Annotated in this window: 28 protein-coding genes and 1 other RNA gene; 18 read left to right on the top strand and 11 right to left on the bottom strand. The window is 29.0% G+C overall.

Annotated elements, in window-relative coordinates; genetic code table 11:
• Nucleotides 1-12 precede the first annotated feature (12 nt).
• Together JOP69_RS16595 and JOP69_RS16590 are read left to right on the top strand one after the other, a co-directional pair.
• Nucleotides 13-459, top strand: coding sequence for a hypothetical protein (locus tag JOP69_RS16595; protein WP_203392016.1), 447 nt, complete (start codon nucleotides 13-15; stop codon nucleotides 457-459).
• Nucleotides 460-628: 169 nt separating this feature from the next.
• Complete coding sequence (locus JOP69_RS16590; protein ID WP_203392015.1) at nucleotides 629-1,075, top strand: hypothetical protein; 447 nt, start codon at nucleotides 629-631, stop codon at nucleotides 1,073-1,075.
• A gap of 34 nt (nucleotides 1,076-1,109) precedes the next feature.
• Here JOP69_RS16590 and JOP69_RS16585 read toward each other — a convergent pair whose 3' ends face one another.
• From JOP69_RS16585 to JOP69_RS16575, 3 genes are all read right to left on the bottom strand, one after another.
• The gene (locus JOP69_RS16585; RefSeq protein ID WP_203392014.1) at nucleotides 1,110-1,388 is read right to left on the bottom strand and encodes a TfoX/Sxy family protein; all 279 of its coding nucleotides are present in this window, start codon (nucleotides 1,386-1,388) and stop codon (nucleotides 1,110-1,112) included.
• Nucleotides 1,389-1,462: 74 nt separating this feature from the next.
• Entirely contained in the window at nucleotides 1,463-1,978 is a 516-nt protein-coding gene (locus JOP69_RS16580; protein WP_203392013.1) for a DUF4136 domain-containing protein, read from the bottom strand.
• Nucleotides 1,979-1,986: 8 nt separating this feature from the next.
• On the bottom strand, nucleotides 1,987-2,976 hold the full coding sequence (locus JOP69_RS16575; RefSeq protein ID WP_203392012.1) for a M28 family peptidase: 990 nt from the start codon (nucleotides 2,974-2,976) through the stop codon (nucleotides 1,987-1,989).
• Between the two features lie 67 nt (nucleotides 2,977-3,043).
• On the opposite strand from JOP69_RS16575, the gene kdsA reads away from it, so the two are divergent.
• Nucleotides 3,044-3,862 carry a 3-deoxy-8-phosphooctulonate synthase gene (gene kdsA, locus JOP69_RS16570; RefSeq protein ID WP_203392011.1) on the top strand — a complete coding sequence of 273 codons (819 nt, stop codon included), beginning with the start codon at nucleotides 3,044-3,046 and terminating at the stop codon, nucleotides 3,860-3,862.
• 222 nt (nucleotides 3,863-4,084) lie between these two features.
• Here the strand turns inward: kdsA and JOP69_RS16565 are convergent, their stop codons facing one another.
• A complete protein-coding gene (locus tag JOP69_RS16565; RefSeq protein ID WP_203392010.1) occupies nucleotides 4,085-4,456 on the bottom strand; it encodes a DUF1801 domain-containing protein in 372 nt (123 codons plus the stop codon).
• 48 nt (nucleotides 4,457-4,504) lie between these two features.
• On the opposite strand from JOP69_RS16565, the gene JOP69_RS16560 reads away from it, so the two are divergent.
• From JOP69_RS16560 to JOP69_RS16535, 6 genes are all read left to right on the top strand, one after another.
• The gene (locus JOP69_RS16560) at nucleotides 4,505-5,059 is read left to right on the top strand and encodes a hypothetical protein (RefSeq protein WP_203392009.1); all 555 of its coding nucleotides are present in this window, start codon (nucleotides 4,505-4,507) and stop codon (nucleotides 5,057-5,059) included.
• Between the two features lie 117 nt (nucleotides 5,060-5,176).
• The gene (locus JOP69_RS16555) at nucleotides 5,177-5,788 is read left to right on the top strand and encodes a hypothetical protein (RefSeq protein WP_203392008.1); all 612 of its coding nucleotides are present in this window, start codon (nucleotides 5,177-5,179) and stop codon (nucleotides 5,786-5,788) included.
• Nucleotides 5,789-5,811: 23 nt separating this feature from the next.
• Nucleotides 5,812-6,108: a transcriptional regulator gene (locus JOP69_RS16550; RefSeq protein WP_203392007.1), complete on the top strand. Its 297-nt coding sequence runs from the start codon at nucleotides 5,812-5,814 to the stop codon at nucleotides 6,106-6,108.
• 57 nt (nucleotides 6,109-6,165) lie between these two features.
• Nucleotides 6,166-6,573, top strand: coding sequence for a hypothetical protein (locus JOP69_RS16545; RefSeq protein WP_203392006.1), 408 nt, complete (start codon nucleotides 6,166-6,168; stop codon nucleotides 6,571-6,573).
• A 13-nt stretch (nucleotides 6,574-6,586) separates the two neighbouring features.
• Nucleotides 6,587-7,975, top strand: a complete 1,389-nt coding sequence (gene creD / locus JOP69_RS16540) for a cell envelope integrity protein CreD (RefSeq protein WP_203392005.1) — start codon at nucleotides 6,587-6,589, stop codon at nucleotides 7,973-7,975.
• 63 nt (nucleotides 7,976-8,038) lie between these two features.
• Nucleotides 8,039-8,416, top strand: coding sequence for a DUF2809 domain-containing protein (locus JOP69_RS16535; RefSeq protein ID WP_203392004.1), 378 nt, complete (start codon nucleotides 8,039-8,041; stop codon nucleotides 8,414-8,416).
• A 29-nt stretch (nucleotides 8,417-8,445) separates the two neighbouring features.
• Here JOP69_RS16535 and JOP69_RS16530 read toward each other — a convergent pair whose 3' ends face one another.
• Nucleotides 8,446-9,486 (bottom strand): OmpA family protein, encoded by a 1,041-nt coding sequence (locus JOP69_RS16530; RefSeq protein WP_203392003.1) that lies wholly within the window; start codon nucleotides 9,484-9,486, stop codon nucleotides 8,446-8,448.
• 177 nt (nucleotides 9,487-9,663) lie between these two features.
• On the opposite strand from JOP69_RS16530, the gene JOP69_RS16525 reads away from it, so the two are divergent.
• Together JOP69_RS16525 and JOP69_RS16520 are read left to right on the top strand one after the other, a co-directional pair.
• Nucleotides 9,664-12,081, top strand: coding sequence for a hypothetical protein (locus JOP69_RS16525; protein ID WP_203392002.1), 2,418 nt, complete (start codon nucleotides 9,664-9,666; stop codon nucleotides 12,079-12,081).
• A 37-nt stretch (nucleotides 12,082-12,118) separates the two neighbouring features.
• Nucleotides 12,119-12,541 (top strand): lipocalin family protein, encoded by a 423-nt coding sequence (locus JOP69_RS16520; protein ID WP_203392001.1) that lies wholly within the window; start codon nucleotides 12,119-12,121, stop codon nucleotides 12,539-12,541.
• Between the two features lie 559 nt (nucleotides 12,542-13,100).
• Here the strand turns inward: JOP69_RS16520 and JOP69_RS16515 are convergent.
• From JOP69_RS16515 to JOP69_RS16505, 3 genes are read right to left on the bottom strand one after another with little or no spacing between them, the layout of a single operon-like run.
• Nucleotides 13,101-13,928 (bottom strand): hypothetical protein, encoded by an 828-nt coding sequence (locus tag JOP69_RS16515; protein ID WP_203392000.1) that lies wholly within the window; start codon nucleotides 13,926-13,928, stop codon nucleotides 13,101-13,103.
• A complete protein-coding gene (locus JOP69_RS16510; protein ID WP_203391999.1) occupies nucleotides 13,921-14,115 on the bottom strand; it encodes a hypothetical protein in 195 nt (64 codons plus the stop codon). Before JOP69_RS16510 ends, JOP69_RS16515 begins: the two co-directional genes overlap by 8 nt.
• 6 nt (nucleotides 14,116-14,121) lie before the next feature.
• A complete protein-coding gene (locus JOP69_RS16505; RefSeq protein WP_203391998.1) occupies nucleotides 14,122-14,691 on the bottom strand; it encodes an RNA polymerase sigma factor in 570 nt (189 codons plus the stop codon).
• Between the two features lie 212 nt (nucleotides 14,692-14,903).
• Between JOP69_RS16505 and JOP69_RS16500 the strand changes: the two genes are divergently transcribed.
• Together JOP69_RS16500 and JOP69_RS16495 are read left to right on the top strand one after the other, a co-directional pair.
• Entirely contained in the window at nucleotides 14,904-15,113 is a 210-nt protein-coding gene (locus JOP69_RS16500) for a lipopolysaccharide assembly protein LapA domain-containing protein (RefSeq protein WP_203391997.1), read from the top strand.
• 46 nt (nucleotides 15,114-15,159) lie between these two features.
• Nucleotides 15,160-15,603, top strand: a complete 444-nt coding sequence (locus tag JOP69_RS16495; RefSeq protein ID WP_203391996.1) for a hypothetical protein — start codon at nucleotides 15,160-15,162, stop codon at nucleotides 15,601-15,603.
• A gap of 57 nt (nucleotides 15,604-15,660) precedes the next feature.
• On the opposite strand, the gene JOP69_RS16490 is transcribed toward JOP69_RS16495, so the two are convergent.
• From JOP69_RS16490 to JOP69_RS16480, 3 genes are all read right to left on the bottom strand, one after another.
• Nucleotides 15,661-16,536: a mechanosensitive ion channel family protein gene (locus JOP69_RS16490; RefSeq protein WP_203391995.1), complete on the bottom strand. Its 876-nt coding sequence runs from the start codon at nucleotides 16,534-16,536 to the stop codon at nucleotides 15,661-15,663.
• Nucleotides 16,537-16,591: 55 nt separating this feature from the next.
• Nucleotides 16,592-16,816 (bottom strand): DUF3820 family protein, encoded by a 225-nt coding sequence (locus JOP69_RS16485; RefSeq protein WP_203391994.1) that lies wholly within the window; start codon nucleotides 16,814-16,816, stop codon nucleotides 16,592-16,594.
• 89 nt (nucleotides 16,817-16,905) lie between these two features.
• On the bottom strand, nucleotides 16,906-18,111 hold the full coding sequence (locus JOP69_RS16480; protein WP_203391993.1) for an NAD(P)-dependent oxidoreductase: 1,206 nt from the start codon (nucleotides 18,109-18,111) through the stop codon (nucleotides 16,906-16,908).
• A 223-nt stretch (nucleotides 18,112-18,334) separates the two neighbouring features.
• Here JOP69_RS16480 and ssrA point away from each other — a divergent pair.
• The 5 genes from ssrA to JOP69_RS16455 all read left to right on the top strand — a co-directional run bounded on the left by ssrA (nucleotide 18,335) and on the right by JOP69_RS16455 (nucleotide 23,709).
• Nucleotides 18,335-18,728, top strand: a transfer-messenger RNA (tmRNA) gene (gene ssrA, locus JOP69_RS16475).
• 565 nt (nucleotides 18,729-19,293) lie between these two features.
• Nucleotides 19,294-20,811 (top strand): amino acid adenylation domain-containing protein, encoded by a 1,518-nt coding sequence (locus tag JOP69_RS16470; protein WP_203391992.1) that lies wholly within the window; start codon nucleotides 19,294-19,296, stop codon nucleotides 20,809-20,811.
• Between the two features lie 224 nt (nucleotides 20,812-21,035).
• Complete coding sequence (locus JOP69_RS16465; protein ID WP_203391991.1) at nucleotides 21,036-21,278, top strand: acyl carrier protein; 243 nt, start codon at nucleotides 21,036-21,038, stop codon at nucleotides 21,276-21,278.
• Nucleotides 21,279-21,285: 7 nt separating this feature from the next.
• The gene (locus JOP69_RS16460; RefSeq protein ID WP_203391990.1) at nucleotides 21,286-22,749 is read left to right on the top strand and encodes an MBOAT family protein; all 1,464 of its coding nucleotides are present in this window, start codon (nucleotides 21,286-21,288) and stop codon (nucleotides 22,747-22,749) included.
• A gap of 12 nt (nucleotides 22,750-22,761) precedes the next feature.
• Nucleotides 22,762-23,709, top strand: coding sequence for a hypothetical protein (locus JOP69_RS16455; RefSeq protein ID WP_203391989.1), 948 nt, complete (start codon nucleotides 22,762-22,764; stop codon nucleotides 23,707-23,709).
• The last annotated feature ends 196 nt before the right edge of the window (nucleotides 23,710-23,905 follow it).

Below are 23,905 nucleotides of genomic sequence, written 5' to 3'. Positions count from 1 at the left end.
ACATATCATAAAATGAAGAAAATATTATTAGCCCTAAGTATAATATTAGCAGCAAGTTTCTCTATAAATGCCCAACAAATATCTAACCACGCAATTGGTATACGTATTGATGGCGGAAATGGTACCGGAGAAGAAATTTCCTATCAAAAACTATTAAACAATAACAATCGATTAGAAGTGAATTTAGGTTTTGGTAGTGAGTATAATGACTTTAAAGCAACTGGTTTATATCAATGGATTTGGAGCATAGAAGAACAATTTAATTGGTATACAGGTATTGGTGGTGGCATTGCTTCTGCTAATAAAACAGGAATATATGGTGCAGGTCTTATAGGAATTGAATATAACTTTAGAGCTCCTTTAATAGTTGCCCTAGACTACAGACCAGAAATTGGTTATACTGGCAATTCAACTGGTTTAGTATCCAATATGGGTATCGCTGTTAGGTATCAGTTTTAAAACATAAATTTTACTTTATAACCCTTCTAATTTAACTATTAGAAGGGTTTATTACGCAATTATTTTTTGTTGGTAAAAATATCTTTTGAGTTCATATTTCAATAGATAAAGATCATAAAGATGAATTAATAAATATAACTTTGACCTTCAATAAAAAACACATAAAAACATGAAAAAAACACTTTTAATTATCGGTCTTTTAATAGTTGGAGCATTTTCTGTAAATGCTCAAGACATTTCAGATAATGCAATTGGACTTCGTTTTAGTGGAGGAAATGGAGTGGGTGGAGAAATCTCTTATCAAAAAGCATTAGGAGCCAACAACCGTTTAGAAGTAGATTTAGGTTTAGCTAACGAATTTGCTGATTTTAAAGCTACTGGTTTATATCAATGGGTTTGGAATCTAGAAGATAAATTTAATTGGTACGCTGGTTTTGGTGGTGGAATTGTTTCTGCTAGTGGTACCGGAATTTATGGTGCTGGGGTTGTTGGTATTGAATATAATTTTGATGCACCAATTTTAGTATCTCTAGATTATAGACCAGAAGTAGGTATTGCAGGTGGCTTAAGCGGTGTAAATTCTGATATATCTTTAGCTGTTAGATATCAATTCTAAATAGGAAATTTATTATATTAAAAAATCCTCTAAATTAATTTTTAGAGGATTTTATTTTTTTACTCGCTTTGGCAAGCGGATTAAAATCTAAAGCTAATTGCAACCAATAGTTTAAATCATCATCTAAATCTACCGCTTCTTCAGAGAGAAACACAAAACCTTTCATCGGTTTTCCTGTAAAATTCATTTTATTACACCCCTCCTTTTCTATAGATTCATCATAAATATTTGGATTAATACGAGCCATAATTTCTTCTTTCATTACAGCAACATACATTTTATCATCTACCATAAATAATAAACCTCCCATCATTTTTTTTGTAATAAAAGCAATACTCTTTTCAGTTAAAAATTGAGAAACTCTATCTACTAAATGCCATTAATTATTTATTTGAGAGGATAACTTTGTAATATTTTATGCACTATTTCTTTAAAATAAAGTATTCTTTTTGCTGGATTTCTTTTCTCCTTTATGGTGGATGTTAAAATACCTTCCCAAAATAATTCATTGGTTTTAGCATCTACGAACTCTAAAGTAATTTCTTCATCTAGCTTTTTTCCACCAATCGGAATTCCGCCAGAAACTCCTAAACCACCATTTCTACCTCCACTTCCTAAACCAATTGCTATGGTATTTGTAACTTTAGCTTCAGTAGTTTTTGCTTTTAAATTGATATAAAAATCAGGCGTTTCTGTCTCTTTAAAACCAAGTGATTCCATTTCTGAAAATATGGCGTCTGCGCTCCTATTTACATCAAACTCATTTAAACCTGCGCCAATATCATCAAAAAAAGCATAGGTTTTGTATTGCTTAAAATTCGTATTATCATCATAATCTGTAATTACTTTAGAAGTTGAGCAACTCATCAATAAAAACAAAAAGAAGTATCGTACTTTCTTCATAACAAATTTTATTTATTCTCTTTAATTACAACTCTCGTAGGAGTATCTTTTCCACTAATAATACTCTCAGTTCCTTTTGCAACAGCCTTAATCGTTTCTGTAATTACAGCCATATCTAGAGTTTCTACTTCATCAGAAACCTGATGATAATCTTTATCAACATCTATTGGTGTTGTAGAAAAAGTATGAGAAGGCACCCCTAACCTTGCCAAGGAAGCATTGTCTGATCTAAAAAACAAATTAAACTTTTTATACGGATCTGCAAATAGTTGATAGCCGGTTCCCTCTAAATTCTTCTGAATAATTTTACCAAAATCAGATCTTTCAAAACCTGTTAACCACGCCGTATTTGGACCAAAACTTGGTACTTTCCCTATCATTTCTAGATTAATACCTGCTACAAATTTAGTAGCGTCAATTCCTTTTCCAAAATAAGTAGAACCTATTAAGCCTAATTCTTCACCAGTAAAAGCAACAAAAAGAATCGTTCTTTCATTATTTGCTTTCTCTTTAAAATATTCTGCCAAAGCTAAAACTCCGGTTACACCAGAAGCATCATCATTAGCACCATTATAAATACTATCTAATTGCCCTTCTTTAATTTTAACCCCCAAATGATCGTAATGCGCAGAAATAATTACAATTTCATTTTTCTTAGATTTCCCTTCCAAAACACCAATAATATTACTGGTTGTTATTTCTTTTTTAGAACTTTTGTCTGTAAATGTAAAAGTCTGTCTGTAATCTTTTAAAGTATCATAAGTAGTTAACCCAATTCTTTTAAATTCATTTTCTATATATTTTGCGGCTTTTTCAATTCCTGCAGTTCTGGTCTTTCTACCTTCCATATCATCAGCCGCTAAGGTATAAAGATGTTTTTTTACTGTAATAGAATCTATAACTGCAACCTTTTTATTCGTTTTAACTACTTTCGCACTTTCTTTACAAGAAAAAATAATTGCAAATAAAAGGACATAAACTAAGTTGATTTTCTTCATTCTAATTGAGTTTTAAAAGTTTAAATATAGCTAAATTTATTTCGTATTTTTGTTGAAAATATATAAAATGGATTTATCTCTTATACCAAACATAAAACACTTAAACTCAAATAACTTTTTTTTGCTTGCAGGTCCTTGTGCCATAGAGAGTGAAGAAATGGCAATGAGAATTGCCGAAAAAGTACTTACAATTACAGATAAGCTAGAAATTCCTTATATTTTTAAAGGAAGTTTTAAAAAAGCAAACAGAAGTAGAATTGATAGTTTTACAGGAATTGGAGATAAAAAAGCCTTAAAAATTTTACGTAAAGTTTCTGAGACTTTTAATGTACCCACTGTTACCGATATTCATGAAGTTTCAGATGCTATAAAAGCAGCAGAATATGTAGATGTTTTACAGATTCCTGCTTTTTTAGTTCGTCAGACAGACTTAGTGGTAGCTGCTGCACAAACGGGTAAGGTTGTCAATCTTAAAAAAGGGCAATTTATGAGTCCTGGAGCAATGAAACATGCAGTTCAAAAAGTAAAAGATGCTGGTTCTGAAAAAGCGTGGATTACCGATAGAGGCACCATGTTTGGCTACCAAGACATGATTGTAGATTTTAGAGGAATTCCGGAAATGAGAAAGTTTGCACCTACAATTTTAGATGTTACACACTCTTTACAACAACCAAATCAAGAAGTAGGTGTTACAGGCGGAAGACCAGATATGATAGAAACGATTGCTAGAGCCGGAATTGTAAATAACGTGGATGGATTATTTATTGAAACTCATTTTGATCCTGCAAATGCAAAAAGTGATGGAGCAAACATGCTACATTTAGACAATTTAGAAGGTTTGTTAACTAATCTAGTTGCTATTAGAAAAACGATAAATAGTTTATAAAAGAGCTGTTTTTTGGGCGTTTTAACAGGCTTTCTCTACTCGCTTTTTCTTCGTGCTGATAAAAATCAGCATCTCAAAAAAGAGCTCAAACATTGAGCCTGTCTTGAGCGTAGTCGAAAGGTTCAATCCTTAACGCGCTTACTCAGTATCCATAAAAAATAATTACATAAATCCTACAAGGTCATTTTTTGATCTTGTAGGGTTTTTTAATCCTTTCTAAAATTATTTTCTCTTATAAAACCCTTTTTCTTTAAGTTGATGCGCTTCCTCTAAAACTGATAGTAAAATTTCTTCATTAATATCATCTATAGTCCAATATCGTAAGGACTTTATAACTTTTCTGTTTTCTAAAATTAAATACTCATTGTATTTTGTTAAATGAGCAGAAACCCAAAAACCTACATCTACATACCCTTTTTTCTTTGAAGGATTTAAATAACAAAATGGCTTTTCATCTAAATAATAAAAAGGCATTTTCCATTTAAATTGTAAATCTACTTCTGGGAAATTAGTTTCAATTAAAATCTGCAAATGCATTAAAATGGATTTGAAAGGTTCTTGTTGCTTTAAAATGTATTCTTCTGCAGGTTTCATTTTTGTATATTCGCGAAAGTTAAAAAATTACAGGTAAATAAAAGTTATATGAACGATAATATTAAAATTAATTTCTCTTTAAAAGGATATACAAGTATTCTTATTGGAGCTTACTTTTTTATAAGCAATCATTTTATAAAGACAATTTTAGATAGTACTATTATTGAAGAAAGTCCGTTGGCAAAAACGTCTCCAGAGAGCATAAAAACTATAGTAATATCGATTTTATTTTTGGTTTTTCTCCTTTCTTCTTTTACCTTATTTTTTTTCGGAAAAAGGAATGCTAAAAAGTTACAACATCAACTTTGGAATGCAAAAACAAAAGCTGCTTTTAAAAAATATATTCTTGGTATTATAATCATCTCTACTATATTAATTATTTTAATGAATCTAGGCTTTATCAATTACCTAACTTCTACTTTCCTTGTTTTATATGGTGTTTTCTTGTTTTTATTTAAAAATAAAGAAAGTAAAGACTTATTAGTATTGGCAAGTTTGTGTGTTCTTTTAGGTGTTTTATGCTTTTTAATCCCTAGTTATTGGTCTTCTGCGATATCTATTATTGCAATAGTTCATGTTACATATGGATTTATAGCAAAATAATGTTTCATTAATTTTACATCCTTTTTTATTTTTTAAACTGATTCTAAAAGTTTTTACAATTTTAATTGCGTACTATAATTTTTATAATTTACTTTGCAATTCAAAGTTCTTTAAGAAATGAGTCAAAAAGATTATTTAAAAGACCTATCAGAAATTAAAAACTTAATGAGTAAATCATCAAAATTTATTTCATTAAGTGGTTTGTCTGGTATTTTAGCAGGGATTTACGCTTTAATTGGTGCAGGTTACGCATATTGGTTGATAGAAAAAAGTGAAAGAAATTACCTCATTTTAGATGGAGGAGTGTTTCGGTTGGTTCTTATAGACTTGCTTTTGGTTGGTGCTCTAAGTGTTGGTACCGCAATTTTTTTAACCACAAGAAAAGCGAAACATAATAATGAAAAAATTTGGAATCCATTAACCCATAGATTGTTACTAAACTTTATAACCCCATTAGTTACTGGAGCTATATACATTATCATTATTTTAAATCAACAAAAGTATGGCAGTACAGGTGCTTTAATGTTACTTTTTTATGGATTGGCACTAGTAAGCGCATCAAAATATACTTTAGGTGATATAAAATACTTAGGATATTCAGAAATAATTTTAGGCCTCCTAGCGGCTTTATATCCTGGTTCCGGTTTTTGGTTTTGGGTAATTGGTTTTGGAGTAATGCATATTATTTATGGTACAATTATGTATTTTAAATACGACAGAAAACAATAGTTTTATAACCTAAATAAGTTCTTTTGAAAAATATTATTCTAAATATAAATAAAGCTTTTGATCATCGAATACGACTAGGTATTATGTCTGTTTTAATGGTGAATGAATATGCGGATTTTAATACTTTAAAAGAATTATTAGGTGCCACAGATGGAAATTTAGCAAGTCATACAAAAGCATTAGAAAAAGTCGATTTTATAAAAGTAGAGAAACAATTTATTGGCAGAAAACCAAACACCAAATATTTGGCTACCGATTTAGGAAGAATGGAGTTTAAAAAACACATTGAAGCACTAGAAAAATTAATTAAAAACAAATAAAGCTATTTTTTTACATACTTACTTTGAATTTCAAAGTTCTTTTAAAAACATAATAACATGAAAGAAATAAGCTTACCATACCATTTAATTATTCCCACAATAATCTCTATTCTAATTTTGGGAATACTTTTTTATAAAAGGAAAAAACTATTTATAAATGATAAAAACAAAGTGTTTTGGATCAGTGTCATTCTATTTTTTTGCATCTATTTACTCATTGTTGGCAATGCAACGTATACTCATTATTCCACGAATATACTTTTACAAAGTTTTGATTTAAACAAAGATGGAAACTTTAATACAGCAGAAATCACTCCTGAATTTAATATTGCCATGAGAAATGTTATTTCAGATACTGGTAGAAATTTTTCATTTATAACAGGACTTCTTTTTTCTGGTATCATAACTTCTTTTGTTTATGTAATCGGAACAAAAATTAATCAATATAAAAACAACAAATTATAAAAATTCAATAACTATGGAAACGAACAATCAGCAACAAGGAAAATTTGGTAGATGGGCAAAAACATCAATTACGGCAAGAATGCTAATGGTAGGAGTTTTAATTGTGGTTTTAATGATTCCGCTTTCTTATATTAAAAGTTTAATTAATGAAAGGAAGTTAAGACAACAAGAAGTTGTGAGTGAGATCAATCAAAAATGGGGAGAAGAAGTGATGATTTATGGTCCTATTTTAAAAGTACCTTATAAAACTTATTTCGAAAAAACAATTACTAATCCAACAACTAAAGAAGTACAGAAAGAAACGATTACAAAAATAAAATATGCCCATTTTTTTCCTCAAAAATTGGTAATTAATTCGACGATCAATCCAGAAGAAAAAACCAGAGGAATCTATAAAACTGCAGTCTACAAAAGTAGCATTGCGCTAAACGGTAGTTTTTCTAAACCTGATTTTTCTGAAATAGAAATTAAAGATGAAGATATTCTTTGGAATAAAACAAGGGTTATTATGCAGTCTTCTAACTTAAAAGGAGCGTCGAGCTTATTTGAAATTCAGTTTAATAAAAATAAATATCAGTTAACCTCTAAGAATTTTAAAGATGCTAATTCGCAAAAATTATACAACAACAATTATGTAGAATTAAACGAGTTAGAGAGTAATAATTTACAACTTTTAGATGCACCTAACGGAAAAGAAACTCCTTTTTCTATGACTATACATATGAAAGGAAGCAAACAGATTCGTTTTATTCCGATAGGACAAGAAACCGATGTAACCATAAATTCTGATTGGAAAACGGCTAATTTTATTGGAGAATACTTACCCCATAATTCAGATAAAATAACGGAAACAGGTTTTAATGCAAAATGGAAAATTTTAGATATTAACAGACCCTTTTCTCAACAATACTTTAACGGTATTCCTAATTTAAAAAACTATGCTTTTGGTGTAAATTTTTTAATTCCTGTAGATGAATATCAAAAAAGCGAGCGTTCTGCTAAATATGGCTTTTTAGTGATTGGGCTAACGTTCTTAATTTTCTTTTTAATACAATCTATGAGCAAGATAAACATCCATCCGTTTCAGTACTTAATGATTGGTATTGCATTGACGATGTTTTACACACTATTAATCTCCATTTCTGAACATAGTAGTTACTTAAAAGCATATTTAATTGCGGGAGTAGCCGTAGTAACATTGATTACTTTATACTCAAAATCTATCCTAAAAAACATTAAGTTCCCTGTTTTTATTGGAGTTTCTTTAACAGCATTATACACCTTTATTTTTGTTATTATTCAACTAGAGAATTATGCGTTATTAGTGGGAAGTATAGGCTTATTTACAATTCTTGCAGCTGTAATGTATGCTTCAAGAAAAATAGATTGGGAAAATAATTAGAAATGGAACCATTTGAACAAAGCTTCTAACTATTAGAGGCTTTGCTCTTATTAAAATAAAATCATGATACAATTCAATCTAAAGTATTTTACCTATTTTTCAATCTTATTCATCACAGAAATACTCATTGCAAAGTATTCTTCTGGTTTTTTAAGACATACTATTGGCGATTATCTAGCAGTTATGTTAGTATATACCTTTATAAAAGCAATCCTTAAAATATCACTAGAAAAAGCAATCTTAGTAACGTTCGCTATTTCTTTTTTGATTGAATTTCTACAACTATCAGATTTACAAAACAACTTTCCCGCTGCATATTCAAAAATGCTAAAAATTATAATGGGTACTTCTTTTAGTATTGGCGATTTAGTTGCTTATACTTTTGGAGTTATCACCATCTTAATTATCGAAAAATATATTCAGAAAAGAAAGAGATCCTAAGTATAAATTACACTTAGCATTTACTGCTATTATTTTCTTACCAAAAAAGAAACCTCTGCCCTTCTTGCTTTAGAATTATTTTGTGTACTATAATCTATACCATGATATTGTGTTAACACTCTAGTTGGATGCACTCCTCTTAACATTAAAGCTTTTTTAACGGCTTCTGTACGTTGCATAGATAGGTTTTCGTTATAGATTGCATTGCCTTTATTACTAGCAAAACCTTTAACCAATACATCTAAATTTTCATTTACCTCTAAAATAGCATACAAATCATATACCACTTGTAAAGATTTACTATTTAAATCCTTTGAGTTATCTGCAAAATAAATGTCTTGTTTATAATTTTTATACTTAGCAACTAAGTTCTCATAAGTAGTAGGTAGTTCTTTATTTTTAGCCATCTCGTTTTTCAACTCTTGTATTCTTAACTGAATTGCATCAAAATTATTAGTATAATTATTGTTTTCTGATTGTTTAAAACCATCTAACACGCCATAAAGCGAATCTAGTTTTTGTTGTACAATAACAGAATTAACAGAAGTTTGTTCTCTTACAATTTCTTTAGGTAGTAAAAAAGGCTGTACAATTGGTTGTACAATAGGTTTAATATTATTAGAAGGTGGTAAATAAACTACATTATTTTTACCATTACTAGATTGTTGCTGCAATAATGCAAGTCTTAATTGACGAACCTCTAACCTAAGATTTCCTAATTCTGAAGATTGTAAATCAGTAGTATTAGAATTTTGGTTACTATTATTTTGATTATTTAAGCGATTTTCTAATTGTGCCATCTTACTTCTTAAATAATCTAATTCAAAATTAGACGCTTTACCACTCGTTAAAACAGTATCCTTTACTTTAGTTAATTGTATTTTAGCATTCTTTCTTAAAGCTTTTTCTTTTTTGTAAATCCTTAATTTACTAGTTAAAGATATAATATCGGCTTCACTCATTACCACCATACTCTCTTTAGAATCTGTAGTACTATGCTGTTGCCCATAACTCATGGTTAAAGATCCTAACAGAAGAAAAGAAACACTAATATATTTTACTGAATTCATTTTTGACTTTTTTAAAAAATTAGAATAGTAATAGTTACCACTTATTTATTAAACACAACAAAGTTGCTATAAGTCACATTATAAACATATTATTTTAAATAGAAATGTGACTTACTAATAAAAAGTGTGTTTATAATATTGAAAGTTATAACTAATTAAAGTTAATAAAGAAATAAAATGAAAAAAATACAATTAACAACTATGCTTCTTATTCTATGTGCATACGTAGGTAAGGCTCAGGTAAAAGATATCAGTTTCACCGTATCTCCAGCCGCAGAATATACTTGGTGGGATGATAAAGCAGGATTTGAAGACAATGTAATGGTTGGTGGAAAATTAGGTTTTGGATTTGGAGAATTTATAGAGCTTAGAGGTATTTATTTACAATCTTTAGATCAAAAAACAGATTTCAGTAACTTTGGTATTACAGGTTTTAACCCTACTCTTTTTGATGCCCAAGATGTAACTATATCTCGTTATGGTGGTGAATTTAAAGCTAACTTTGGTACAAAAGGTATTAAGCCTTACTTTACATTAGGTGCTGGTGTTCAAAATATAGATTTAGATACTAGTGGAGATTACGAACAAGTATATGCTTCTTTAGGCTTAGGTGTTAAATTTAACCTTACAAAAAGAATTGTTTTTGCTTTAGAAGCAAAAAATACAACTTACAAATTTAATTCTGGTGCAAGTTTATTATCTAATGGAGATAAAGCAGATTTTGCAGTAACAGATGCAGACTTTGGTAGTGAACGTTTATCTAACTGGTCTGCACAAGGTTCTTTACAATTTTATTTAGGAGGAAGAAAACCTGGAACTTTATCTGATTTAGACAAAGCTTATCTTCAAAACTTTAAAGGAGGTTTTAAAGGCCTACAATGGGTTATAGAACCAAGTCTTGCTTACGTAAACTTTGCAGGAGAATCTTTATATAAAGACACCTATATGCTAGGTGCTTATGCTGGTTTAGACTTAAATGAATATATTGGAATTAGAGCTTTCTATTTTCAAGCAACCGAAAATGAAGAAATCTCTACAAACTTTGACAAAATGGCAATGTATGGTGGTGAGTTTAGAGCCAGATTAAATGATGGAAATGGGGTAACTCCTTTCTTAACTTTAGGTGGTGGTTATTTAAGTACAAGTGATAATTACGTTTCTGCTCCTAATGAAAGTGGTCTTTTTTCTAATGTTGAAGGAGGCGAATTTGCTATGGGTGGTTTAGGACTAAATATTCCATTAGGTAAAAACGTATTAATTACAGCTGCTGCAAGAGCAATGATAACTTCTGGAGAAGATGCAAAAGATATTGCTACTACAGATGACATACAAACGCATTTCTTTTACAATGCTGGAATTAAATTTACTTTAGGTAAAAAATCTAAAGCGCCTAGTGCTGTATATAAAGAAAATTTAGACAGAGAATTAACCGCACAAGATGAAGTAAATAATAAAAAGATTGATCAACTTAAAAAAGAATATCAGTCTAAAATAAATATTCTAAACAAAGATCTTAAATTAGCTTACGAAACCAAAGATGTTGATAAAGCAGTAGAGATTTTAGAAGAGAAAAAACAAGTAGAAGAAGCACTAAGCGAAGTAAAACAAGTTGAAAAAGTACATGTAAAAACAATTCAACAACCAGTAGCTTCTGTTACTACTTTAGACACTATTACTTCTACTAATAAGGAAGTTATTACTCCTAAAATAGCAACTGTTTCTAATCCGTTAGAAGAAAAATCTAGATTAATTCAAATGACACCTGTGGAATTCGAATCTCTAATAGATAGAATTCTAAAAAACGTAGATAACGAAAACCCAGTTCCTGCTAAAATAGAAGAAACTAAATCTATACAATTAGAGAATAACTTAACACCGCAGGATCAAAAAATAGAGCAATTAAATAATAGAATTCAATTATTAGAAAAACTATTATTACAAATAAATGCTAAACAAGGTACTAGTAATAATATACAAGAAAATAATACACCTAATAAAGATGAGCGTGTACAAGGCATGAACAGTACAATTCTTAATAAATTAGACGATTTAAATAGAAATAATAACTCTAACGATAAAAAGAATCAAACTAATAATAGAAAAACAGTTATTGTTTCTCCAAATCAAAATAATGATGGAAAAACAGTAGTCTCTACAATTAATGATAAGGGAGAGATAATATACACCTCAACGTTAAAAGAAGGTAATTTATTAACGTACAAAAACTCATCTTTACTTGCCGGATTTAACTATGGAGGTGCTTCTACTTTTAACTTAGGTTTAAGATTACACTATGCTATAGGTAAAACAAAATTAGAGTTTGTACCAGAAGCATATTACGGAGTTGGTGAAGCAAATGCTTGGGCAGTATCTGCAAATGTGATTTACCCAATAAATCTTAAAAATGACAATTTTGAACCTTACTTAGGTGCTGGTCTTGGGTTTGGTGACTTAGTAGATGGAATCACTGGATATTATAATGTTATATTAGGTGCTAAGTTACCATTTATACATAAAAACTTATATTTTGATTACACTACTCGTAATTCATTTGACTATAACCAATTTGCAATAGGATATACTCTTAAATTTTAATAACTACAAAAAAAATAAATTAACAAATAATACGATTATGAAAAAATTAATAACAATAGCAAGTTTAATCTTAATTACAGTTTTAGCCGTAGGATGTTCTAAAGATGATGATTCTATATCTTCTAGCTCTAAAGACCTAGTAGGTACTTGGAAATTAGATTACTTTGTTCAAGATGGACAATTAACAGAAGAAATAATCTGTGATAATCAGATTCAATATGTGTTTTCTTCTAACGGAAACTACACTGAAACTACCTATGCAGGTACATCTTCTAAAGATTGTAAAACTGCCACTGTAACAAGTGGAACTTGGACAAGTGTTAGTGATAACGATTATGAATTAACGCCAAATAAAACGTCAAGTACATCAGCATCATTAAACATTACTTTTCATGATGATTTTACAAAATTTACATCTGAAGTAAGTAGTACTAGAACAGAAGGATTTGAAAAAATATAATCTTTTCTCGTATAAAATGCCATTTATAAAGTAGAATAATACAACTTAAATCTAATTTACAAGGTGATTTTAAAGCTGAAAGCCTATAAATATTGAGCTTCATTAACTAAAAAGCTGTTCTTCTATAAGAGCAGTTTTTTTTGTGCATAAATTAAAATATTTCTAGTTTTTACTTCCTTAAAATTAGCATTCAAAGATTATAGATAATCAATCTGACAAGATCAGTGTTACATGCTTACATTTTATCACCTTTAGGTTGATTCTAATATTATTTTTTGACTATAAGTAGTTAATCCAAAATAACACAAATTAACCTAACTCTGGTTTACTATAACATTAGAATATTCAAAAAGAAAAAATACAGCAGTAGTTCTACTTCTTTTACTGATCAATACATAGAGCATAACATTCTCTGCAAGAAAAACCCAGGTGTATGCAAGTTTCTTTAATTTTACAGCTTCACCAAGAGTATATTATATATCACTTTAAAACCACTATAAAACCAAAGAGAGCGCATTTTGCAATGCACTCTCTTTGGTTTTAAATAATAAGAAATATTCTAATCTAGTACTTCAATATCATTGGTAACAATTTCTGATATAGGCAAAACCACCTTATTTGGCGTAGTATTTAAGGTAAGAGAAATACCATCAATTGATTCTATATAACCTGTGTAATTCTTAACTTTTATCTTCTGACCAATATTATATTTCTTTCTTACATAAAAAGCTCTCATTAGCTGGCTAATTACCTCTTTAGAGCCCAATGCAAGAGATAAACCTATAGAAGTTAACACAATAAACAAAATAACAGTTAAGTTGTTAGAAATAATACTTGTATCCACACCTGCCTGATTAATGGCTGCAACAGTAACAATGGTAACAATTACATAAAACACCAAATTACCTATAATATTACCTCCCATAATGTCAAAAGAATCAAAGACATTGTTTAAAGAACTTTTAATAAAGTTAGCAATATATAAACCTAATATAAACAATACAATTGCTCCAAATAATTTTGGCAAGTATAAAAGCAAATTACCAATTACAGTAGAAATGGTTTGTAATTCTAAAATTTCGAAAGCTAAAGTTATGGTTACTAAGAAAAGGGTAACCTTTATAAAAAGTAGTATTATTTTAGAAATATTTAAATTCTTAATTTCTCTACCTAAAACTCCTTTTTGATTAATTCTATCTGATAACTGATCAATTTTTATCAACTTTAAAATTTTCTTTAAAAAGAAAGCAATCATTTTGTTGATCAACCATCCAAGAAAAAGGATAAAAATAGCACCAATAATATTAGGCAATAAATCTGTAATTACATCAAACAAATTATTAAAAGAATTTATTGATATTTCTTTCCACGCGTTTAATTTATCCATTTTTCGTTTTTTTAGTAGTTGGTTTTCTTTCTATAATACTTTTTGCAGCTTCTCCATAATTAACCGTAAATAAATTCGCTAAATCACTAAACAACAAACGTAAAGCTATTTCGTTTTTCACCTCACTCTTTATTTCTTCAGGAACTTCATGGTGAGGTTTCCATAATTTTTTAAAAGGGTTTTCCATTTTATATCAGTCGTTTAAATTCTTTAATTTTACTAACTTTTCTTTTGCTCTTTTTATCCTCATTTTAATAGCACTTTCACCAATACCGTATACCTTAGAAAGCTCACTAACCGTAAGCTCATCTTGGTATTTTAATAATAATATCGTTTTATCTTCTGGACTTATTTGCATTAACAATTTATCTAACGCTTCTACTTTTAATTCAAAAACAACAGAATCACTTACCTCTTCTACTGCTAGAGATTCTAATTCGTAAACAGGTGCTTTAGATTTTAATTGATTATGATGCTTATCTCTATTAACATAGTTTATACAAATATTATAGACAAACACATACAACCAAGCTTTAAACTTAGATTGCGACTGATAGTCTTTTAGTTTGAAAAAAAGTTTTATAAAAACTTCTTGCGTTAAATCTTTAGCATCATCTTTATCTTTAGTAAAGCCCAAACATTTATTGTAAATGATTTGAGAATACCGATCATACAAAACACCAAAAACTAGAGAGTTATTAGAATCACATATGATTTTAATAATTTCATCATCGGATAATTTTTTATACGACGCTACATTCATCTAAGTTTGTCTTTATAGTTAGAACACTAAGAATTTTAAAAAGTCACTTTTTAAGTAAAAAAAAAGCGATATCCCATTGGCAAATTTTAAGGATATTAAGATACACTTTTATTTCTCATTTTTACAGCTAATTACCTCACTTATAAACTGTAGCAAAAAGTGACTTTTTCCATTTTAATGTGTTGTATATATGAGTCAAATACATTAATCTTATGAAGTTAAAAAATATTATTTCGTTCCTTTTTATTGTTTTAATCGTTGTTTTCTCTTTGCAGAATGCAGCAACAACCGATGTGAACTTTTTATTTTGGAAGGTTTCAATATCTAGAGTGTTGGTGATTATAGGTAGTTTTTCTATTGGTATTTTAGTAGGTGTTTTAATGTCTGTTAAATTTAAAAGGAATAGAACAAACTCATTTTAACCAAAGAATAACTGAGAATTATTATAACTCTATTAAAAATTTTACAATGGCAAAAATTTTATCCGTAAAACTAGTTTCTATACCAGAAGTAATTGTTGTTAATGATGACAATAATGATTTTACAGTGCTTATAGATATTGAATTCCATGATATAGACTTGCAACTAAAAATGGAGTATTGTTTACATTTATTTGCTTATGAAGTTCATGGAGAATTAGACGCTCCTCTTATTATTTCTAATTGGGATGAAAGCAAAGTAGTACCAATATCTAAAGATAGAAAAGATGAATACCTAGGAAAAGAAATAAAGATGATAACTGCTAGGTCTAAAAAAGAATTATTTGAAGTACCGATGAGTTTAAAACTTGGTAAATTAACAAATAGGAGCTCTCACTTCTCTAAAAAAACAGAAGTATTTGCTACGCTTGCTCCGGCTATTGGGAGAGCTTCAAAATGGTCACTTCCGTTTGAATCTAAAATTGAATTTTAATAATCTAAAAGTTAACCCTAATTTTTACATCAGCAATATTTATGCTTAACTTATAATTTATTTCTTTGGAAAAGCTGTTATTTCAATAGCCGCAGAGGCTACTTCCACTCTACCTTTAGATTCCTTAATTGCTGATAAAATTTTATCAAATAGTACAGATTTTGTACCTCTTCTAGATTTGTAATCTACCGCATAACGCAAGGTGAAAGTAATCCAGTTTTCATCAAAAGACATAGAAACCATAGGTGTTACACTGGCATTTTCTATGCTATAAGTTCCTATCATTTTATTCCAAGCCACTTGAGACGTTTTTGCAAAATCTCCTACTTCCTCTACTAAAATTCTAGTAAAAGTATCTTTCGCAAATTTATAATCGCCATTTGTTTTTATCGGAATCGTAATTTCATCCCACAGAAAAGGAAAATCGCCCGAGTAATTATAAACAGGTTCTTTAAAAACAAAACTATTGGCAACTCTTACCATTTTTCCGTTATATAAATCGCCATTTACCCAGTCTCCTATTTCCATTAAAGTAGTTCTTAGCAGACCAATATCTATAACATCTCCTTTTGTACCACCTAATTTAACACGATCTCCAACTTTATAAAAATTACTAGAAAAAACGGTTACATAACCAGCTATACTAACAATTACTTCTTGTAATGCAAACGCAATACCAGCACCTGCAACACCTAACGCTGTACCTAAACCTGAAAGTTTTGTATTAAAAATGTATAAAATTCCGAAAACAAAAAAGAGATACCCAATAAAATTTATGAGCTTTTTAAACTTGTATTTAGCACTGTTGTCTTTTGCAATTTTAAAAGTTGCTTTTTGTGAAATTTTCACCAACGCGTAAATAATTACAAAAAGAAATAATATGGAAGTGGTTTTTGTAAATATCTCGTTATTTAATAATTGTTGAATATCCACTTTTTTGAAGGAAACTGTAGAAGTGAGACAGTTTCCTACCAAATATAATCATTTATTAAGTAAAATCTTGTTGAATTTTTCTAATAATATCTTCTAAACCATTTAATTGAAGTTCATAAACCAACTCCATTTGTTTCCCTAATTTACCGTTAGGAAACCCTTTGTTTTTGTACCAAACAATATAATGTTCTGGTAAATTAATTAAATATCTGCCTTGATATTTACCAAAAGGCATTTTCATTTTTGCTAAATCTATTAGAAACTGTCTGTCTTGTAACATTATTTTGTAATTGAATTAAACCACTAGACTGCGCTCTAGGAAACACTTGAAACCAGAAACTTGAAGTCTTGAAACGTTAAACTCCCCCCCTATTCTACCCCATCAACATAATCTTGTAAATAAGAAAAACGTTCTGTTAGTTTTCCGTTTTCTGTCATTTTTGCACGTTGTAAAACCCCGTCTTTGTCATCATTAAAAAAAGCAGGAATTACATTTTCTAAAAACATTTCTCCAAAACCTTCACTCGCATCTTTAGGCAACTCACAAGGTAAATTATCTACTGCCATTACAACTATAGCATCTTTATCTTTAAAATTAACTTCAGATTCTGTTTGAGGATTGTACCCATAAATAGGGTCTGCAATGGTAGATGCTTTTAATGTTGATGCCACAGGACCGTCTACATCACAAGAAATATCTGCTACATATTTTATATTGAAATCTGCTGATTTTGCATCTTCTCTGGTAAATAAATAAGGTGCTCCGTTACCATAAAAATGACCTGCAATAAAGAAATCGGACACTTTAGCAAAGCGCATAAAATCTGACTCATACTTTTCTGGATGATCATAAAAATCGAAATTATCTAGTGTTTGTCCGTCTTTGCGTTTGTTATAATCTAACACATCTGCCAAACAATATACAGGCTCGTTAAACGAATTATTTAAATAATCATTTACAGAAACTTCTTTAATACTCATGGCATCTAACATTTCTTTTGCTCCGTAGGCAACTTTTCCATTACCCGTTAAAAGAATTTTAATGCTAGGTAACTTTATTTTCTTTAGTTCGGCTATCAATTCTTGCTGACTGTATAAATGTTCTGCTTTTGGTAAATTAAAAGTTCCGTTTGTTAAACCAATAGCTCTAAAACCATTGTAAGCACCTACAATACCGGCATAACGCCCAAAACCGATTAAGCGCAATCCGTTTTCTCTTACAATCGTTTCGTGGTCATATAATTCTATGTTTTTTTCTAAAATAGCCAACAACAATTTTCTATTATAAGGTTGCTTTTTAATAGTATGACTAAAGAAAAAATATTTTTTATTGTTGATTAAAGCTTCAATTGGCACTTCTTTTACGCCAAATAAAACATCGCAGTCTGACACATTTTCAGATACTTCTAATCCTGCTGCTTTATAAGCTGCATCAGAGAATATTCTAATACTTGAAGATTCTACTTTAACAGCGGCTTCCGGATACTTTTCTTTGAATTCTAGTAGTTTTTCTGGTGAAAAAACGACTCTTCTATCTGGTGGATTTTTGCGCTCTTTAATAATGCCAAATTTCATAATAGTAGTATTTTTAGACCTACTTAAACTAGTTTAGCAGGATTGGTATAATATTTGCTCGAAGATATTAGAATTTATGATGATAAGCAACAGTATTTTTTATACTTTTGCAGACCGCGTTAAGGATTGAAGTGACATCCTTTTTTAATTTTTTCAATTAAAAAAGATATAACGGAAAGCCTGACCACGTTTTTTTACGTGGTAACGCCCAAACTATTAAAACGGGGACGACTGGTTTTGACAGCGAGGACAGTGAATTTGTAAGCATACCGAGTTATGAAATAACACTCGTAAAACCTAATTTCAACTTTTTAAACGGCGAAGATAACTACGCTTTAGCTGCTTAATCCGAACTATAGTAGGATTGGCCTCGGCACACTAGGTGTGCAAGCTTTATGTCCACGGAAAGCCCTGATTTACGGCGTTTCACTTTTGGATATCGTAAAAGTAAATATAGGAAATTTGAAGCTTCGGCAAATTTCTGAAACTAAAGAAGATAAGCTAAAAGCAGATTGTTCTTAATCAGCTTTTGGTCGAAAACCAAGAAAGAACTAAGTATGTAGAAAGCTTTTTGGCTGCTTGTTTGGACCCGAGTTCGATTCTCGGCGTCTCCACTTAAAAACCCGTAAATCAATGATTTACGGGTTTTATTTTTTATAATCTAAATCTAAACTTATAATTTATACTCTTATTTAGAATATTTTATAAATAAAATAATAAACCTCTCAGTAAATTATTAATACAGTTTAACAAATGTATTTCAGTCTTTAATTGTTTATAAAGTACTTAGCAATAGGAAGACTTCATCAATATAAATTTAATAAATTCTTATTCACAAATCCTTCTATAGTACTATATTCAAAAACGAATAAAAATTAAAGATACTTTTAACTCAGATATGAAAATTGTATAAACGTACCTTTTTTTATATAAAAAAAAAGGTAAAATTAACATAGTATTAAAAAATTTACTAGATTTGATTTATCTAAAGGTTCTTGTATTTTTGCGAAATTTTGAATTTTATTCAGAAATCCCTAACTGACAAAATTACGACCTCCTTAATAAGATAATATATCCCCCTATTAAAAAACTCCCCCTTCATTCAGTAACCTAACGCAATAAGTTGAACTATTTTAAAGCAAACTTAACAGAAAATGCTACACCTAATAGAAAACAAAATATATGCAAAAAGACAAAGAAGATCTGGTGCAAATGATTTTTAATGACTATGTAATAGAGCCATTCATTAGTCAGATTCATAAAGATTTAAATGCATTCTGTATAAATGAAGTGTTTTTTACGTATGAATACTTTGCTAAAACAATTTCTAAAATTAGAGATAGTTTACAAAAACAAAAAATTGTTTCTAAAAATATAGGTATCGTTGTAAATGACGATTTAGAAACGTATGCCTCAATATTTGCTATTTGGTTAGAGGGTTTGGCATATGTGCCTCTTCATCCTAATCAACCAATTGAAAGGAATCTCGAAATAATTAGTCAAGCAGAAATAAGCTTCATATTAGACTCTTCATCGGATAGCAAATATGAAGGGTTTCGGAAAATAAACACAACCGGTTTAGTATTTATTAAATATAATTTAGAAATAAATAAAATAGAAGATAGTGAATTAGCATATATCTTATTTACCTCTGGAAGTACCGGGAAACCTAAAGGTGTTTCTATTACCCGAGAAAATGTAGGTGCTTTTATGAAATCTTTTTTTGAAATAGGATTTGATATTACCGAAAAAGATAGATGTTTACAAGCTTTTGATTTAACATTTGATGTTTCTGTACAGTCTTTCTTAGTTCCACTAACTAAAGGAGCTTGTACATATACCATACCCCATGATCAAATAAAATTCAGCTATGTATACGGACTATTAGAAGATCATAAAATTACATTTGGTGCTATGGCTCCTTCTATGTTAAGATATCTTAGACCTTATTTTGATGAAATTGAAATACCTAGTATGAGATATAATATTCTTACGGCAGAAGCTTCCCCTGTAGAATTAGTAGATGAATGGAAACTATGTGTGCCAAATGCACAATTATTTAATTTTTATGGACCAACGGAAGCTACTATATATTGTACATATTATGAGATTCTTAGGGATGCTAGCAATAAAACTTTAAACGGAATGTATTCTATTGGTAAAGCCATGAAAGGTTTAGAGGCTGTAATTCTTATTGATGGTGATATTACGAAAAAGCCTGGAATAAAAGGCGAATTATGTATAGCCGGAAAACAAATTACACCGGGTTACTGGAAGAATGATGAAAAGAATAAAGATTCCTTTATAAAAATAAAAAACAGTGATAAGGAATTAAGGTTTTATAGAACTGGAGATTCTTGTTATTTTGATCATGATGGAGATATTTTATTATATGGAAGAATTGATCACCAGGTAAAAATACAGGGATATAGAATAGAACTTGGAGAAATAGAATATAAGGTTAGAGATTATTGTAACGGAGTAAGTGCAGTAGCAACATCCTATACTAATAAAACGGGCAATACAGAACTTGCATTGTTTATAGAAAGTACAGAAGTGTCTAGTGATGATGTAAAAAATTATTTGTCAACTAAATTGCCTCCTTATATGCTCCCTTCGAAACTATATTTTTTGAATCAATTTCCATTAAACTCGAATGGGAAAATTGATAGACTAAAATTAAAATTATTAATAAAATAATGAATATTATGAACTTAAACTATAAATTTTAGTGTATTAGTATTTAAAAATGATACTAGATTATACAGATGGAAACTTCTTAAAAGACACGAAGCTGTTCTCTGTATAAGGAATCAGAATTACAAAGAGTTAAATGAGGATTCAACAATACACTTAAATTTAAACAAAATAAAATCTAGAATCCCTCTACATTGTTGCTATCACTAATTAAAGAAAAATAAATAATGAATAAGAATAAAACAACACAAGAAGTTGAAGCTATCTTCAAAAAAGTTTTTGAAGATGACAAATTAGAAATTAATATGACAATGACGGCAAATGATGTTGATAATTGGGATTCTTTAAGCCACATGTTACTAATTGTTGAAGTGGAGAATACTTTTAATATTAAGTTTAAATTAAGAGACTTAAACAAAATGAAGAATGTTGGAGATATGATAGATCTTCTAGTACTAAAAACAGAATAATTAGGGTATGATATTTAATTCTCTCACTTTTATAATATTTTTTGTTGCTGTATTTTTTATATATTATTTTGTTTTTAAAGAGAGCACCAAATACCAAAATTGGTTACTACTTCTAGCAAGTTATTTCTTTTATGGATATGTAAATTGGAAAATTATTCCAATCCTCTTAATTGCAACCATACTTATTTATTTTTTGGGTATTGCAATATATACCTCAGAAGAAAATGAAAAGAAGTCTTCAAGATTAGCAACTTTAGGGATAGTATTAGGTGTTGGACTTTTATTTTATTTCAAGTATTTCAATTTTTTTATTGATTCATTTTCGTCTGTTTTAAGCGTTATCGGTTTAAAATCAAACATTGGAACTTTCAACATTATTATGCCTCTCGGTATAAGCTTCTTCACTTTTAAGCTTATTAGTTATATTATTGAGGTACATAGAGGACAAATTGAACCAACCAAAGATTTTGTAATCTTTGCAACTTATGTAGCCTTTTTTCCTACAATTTTGTCTGGCCCAATAGACAGACCTAATAATTTTATTCCTCAACTTGTAGGTAAACGAACGTTTAATTACAACCTTGTTGTAGATGGTTGTCGTCAAATACTTTGGGGTCTGTTTCAAAAAGTAGTCATAGCAGATAACTTGGCCGTATATATTAATGGAGTTTGGGGCGATATCCCTAACCAATCAGGAAGTATGTTATTGTTTATGGCAATTCTATATAGTTATCAAATATACACCGACTTTTCTGGGTACTCACATATGGCTATTGGAGTTGGTAAAATTCTAGGTTTCCAAATTACTAAAAACTTTAATTATCCATATTTTTCAAGAAATATTGCAGAGTTTTGGAGAAATTGGCATATATCCTTAACATCATGGTTAACAGATTATGTTTTTATGCCATTAAATTTTAAGTTTCGTTCTTTTGGTAATTGGGGTATAATTCTAGCTATAATTATTAATTTTATGTTAGTTGGTTTGTGGCATGGAGCTAATTGGATATTTGTTATTTATGGCCTTTACCATGGTTTACTTTTTATTCCTTTAATTCTTACAGGAAGTATTTTTAAAAAGAAAAAATTGATAGTAAATAAATATGGGTTACCATCATTAAAAGATTTTTATAAAATTAATGTAACTTTTTTACTTTGGACTTTAAGTTTGATAATTTTTAGAGCAGACAACATCAATCAATCTTGGAGCTATTTTTCCAAAATTTTTTCAAGTTCCCTATTTACGATACCAAAGTTTAATCATCATGACTTAGGTGTAATTATTACAATCATTTTTTTTATAATTATATTTATGTTGATTGAATGGTTTGGTAGAGAAAAAGAATATGCTATATCTCAATTAGAAAAAACCAGCAATAAATATAGTCGTTGGGCTATCTATATTATCATCATAATATCAATAATGATATTTGCGGGAGGAAAACAAGATTTTATTTATTTTCAATTTTAAACAAAAAATTAAATGAAAAAATTTATCGGGAAAATGGTTTTATTTTGCTTAATAATAATCTCCATTTTATATTTATTAGACTATACGGCTACAAAAGGATTAAGAAAGAGTCATTTTCATACATTTAATAATTTAACCAAAATATACAATAGTGAGTTAAATTCTGATTTAATAATTAATGGAAGTTCTATTGCCTTATTTCAAATATCACCTTTCTTAATAGATTCTATTTTAAATGTAAATTCTTACAACTTTGGAATAGCAGGAGCAGGATTTATTGATCAAAAATTGCAATATGACCTATATTTAAAATATAACAAGAAACCAAAAACAGTGATTCAATTAGTAGGTGATTTTGATATGTTTAAAAATGAAAAAATATCCGGAAATATGGCATTCACGCCCTATTTAGATATGGATATGGTTAAAAAAGTAGCTAAAAAATATAAAGGAATTTCATTTTTAGATTATAATATTCCATTTTTCAAATATACTGGAAGTCCTTTTAATATTATGGATGGCTTTTTTAGTTTTTTTGGTTTGGAACTAAGAAAACCAACTGGATATAAAGGCTATTTTGAACAAGATATAAAATGGACTGATTCTTTTGATAAATTTACAAGTACCCATAAGAATGGGACAGTAATAAAAATGGATGCTGAAACTATGAAAATATTTGAAAATTATATTGCTGAATGTAAAAAGAATAAAATAAATATTTTACTTATCTACCCTCCTACCTATTATAAATACAACAAGTATATCAAAAATCAAGATGATATTATTTCATACTACACCAGCATTTCTAAAAAATATGATGTACCATTTATTGATTATTCAACTAATTTCCTTGTATATTCTACCGACTATTTCTATAATTCGCAACATTTAAATAAAAAAGGAGCTGAGATATTTACAAAAATACTAGGTGAAGACATTAAGAAGATCTTGCCAAAATAATTAATATAAATCTCTTAATTTTTATTTATAGATTTTGTAGAATATCAATTATACAAATTTGCCTTTTACTTTTCTTTTTTACTATAATTTAAAATCTATTAAAAAATTAAAAGTATATTTTTGTTTTTTATTACAAGCTAAACATTGAAAAAAATAATAGTTACTGTTACAAATGATTTATCAACAGATCAACGTG

Origin of the sequence: Polaribacter sp. Q13 (genome assembly GCF_016858305.2) — a bacterium.
In the GTDB taxonomy this organism is placed as follows: Bacteria; Bacteroidota; Bacteroidia; order Flavobacteriales; family Flavobacteriaceae; genus Polaribacter.
This window is presented reverse-complemented; position numbering and strand designations above follow the sequence as displayed.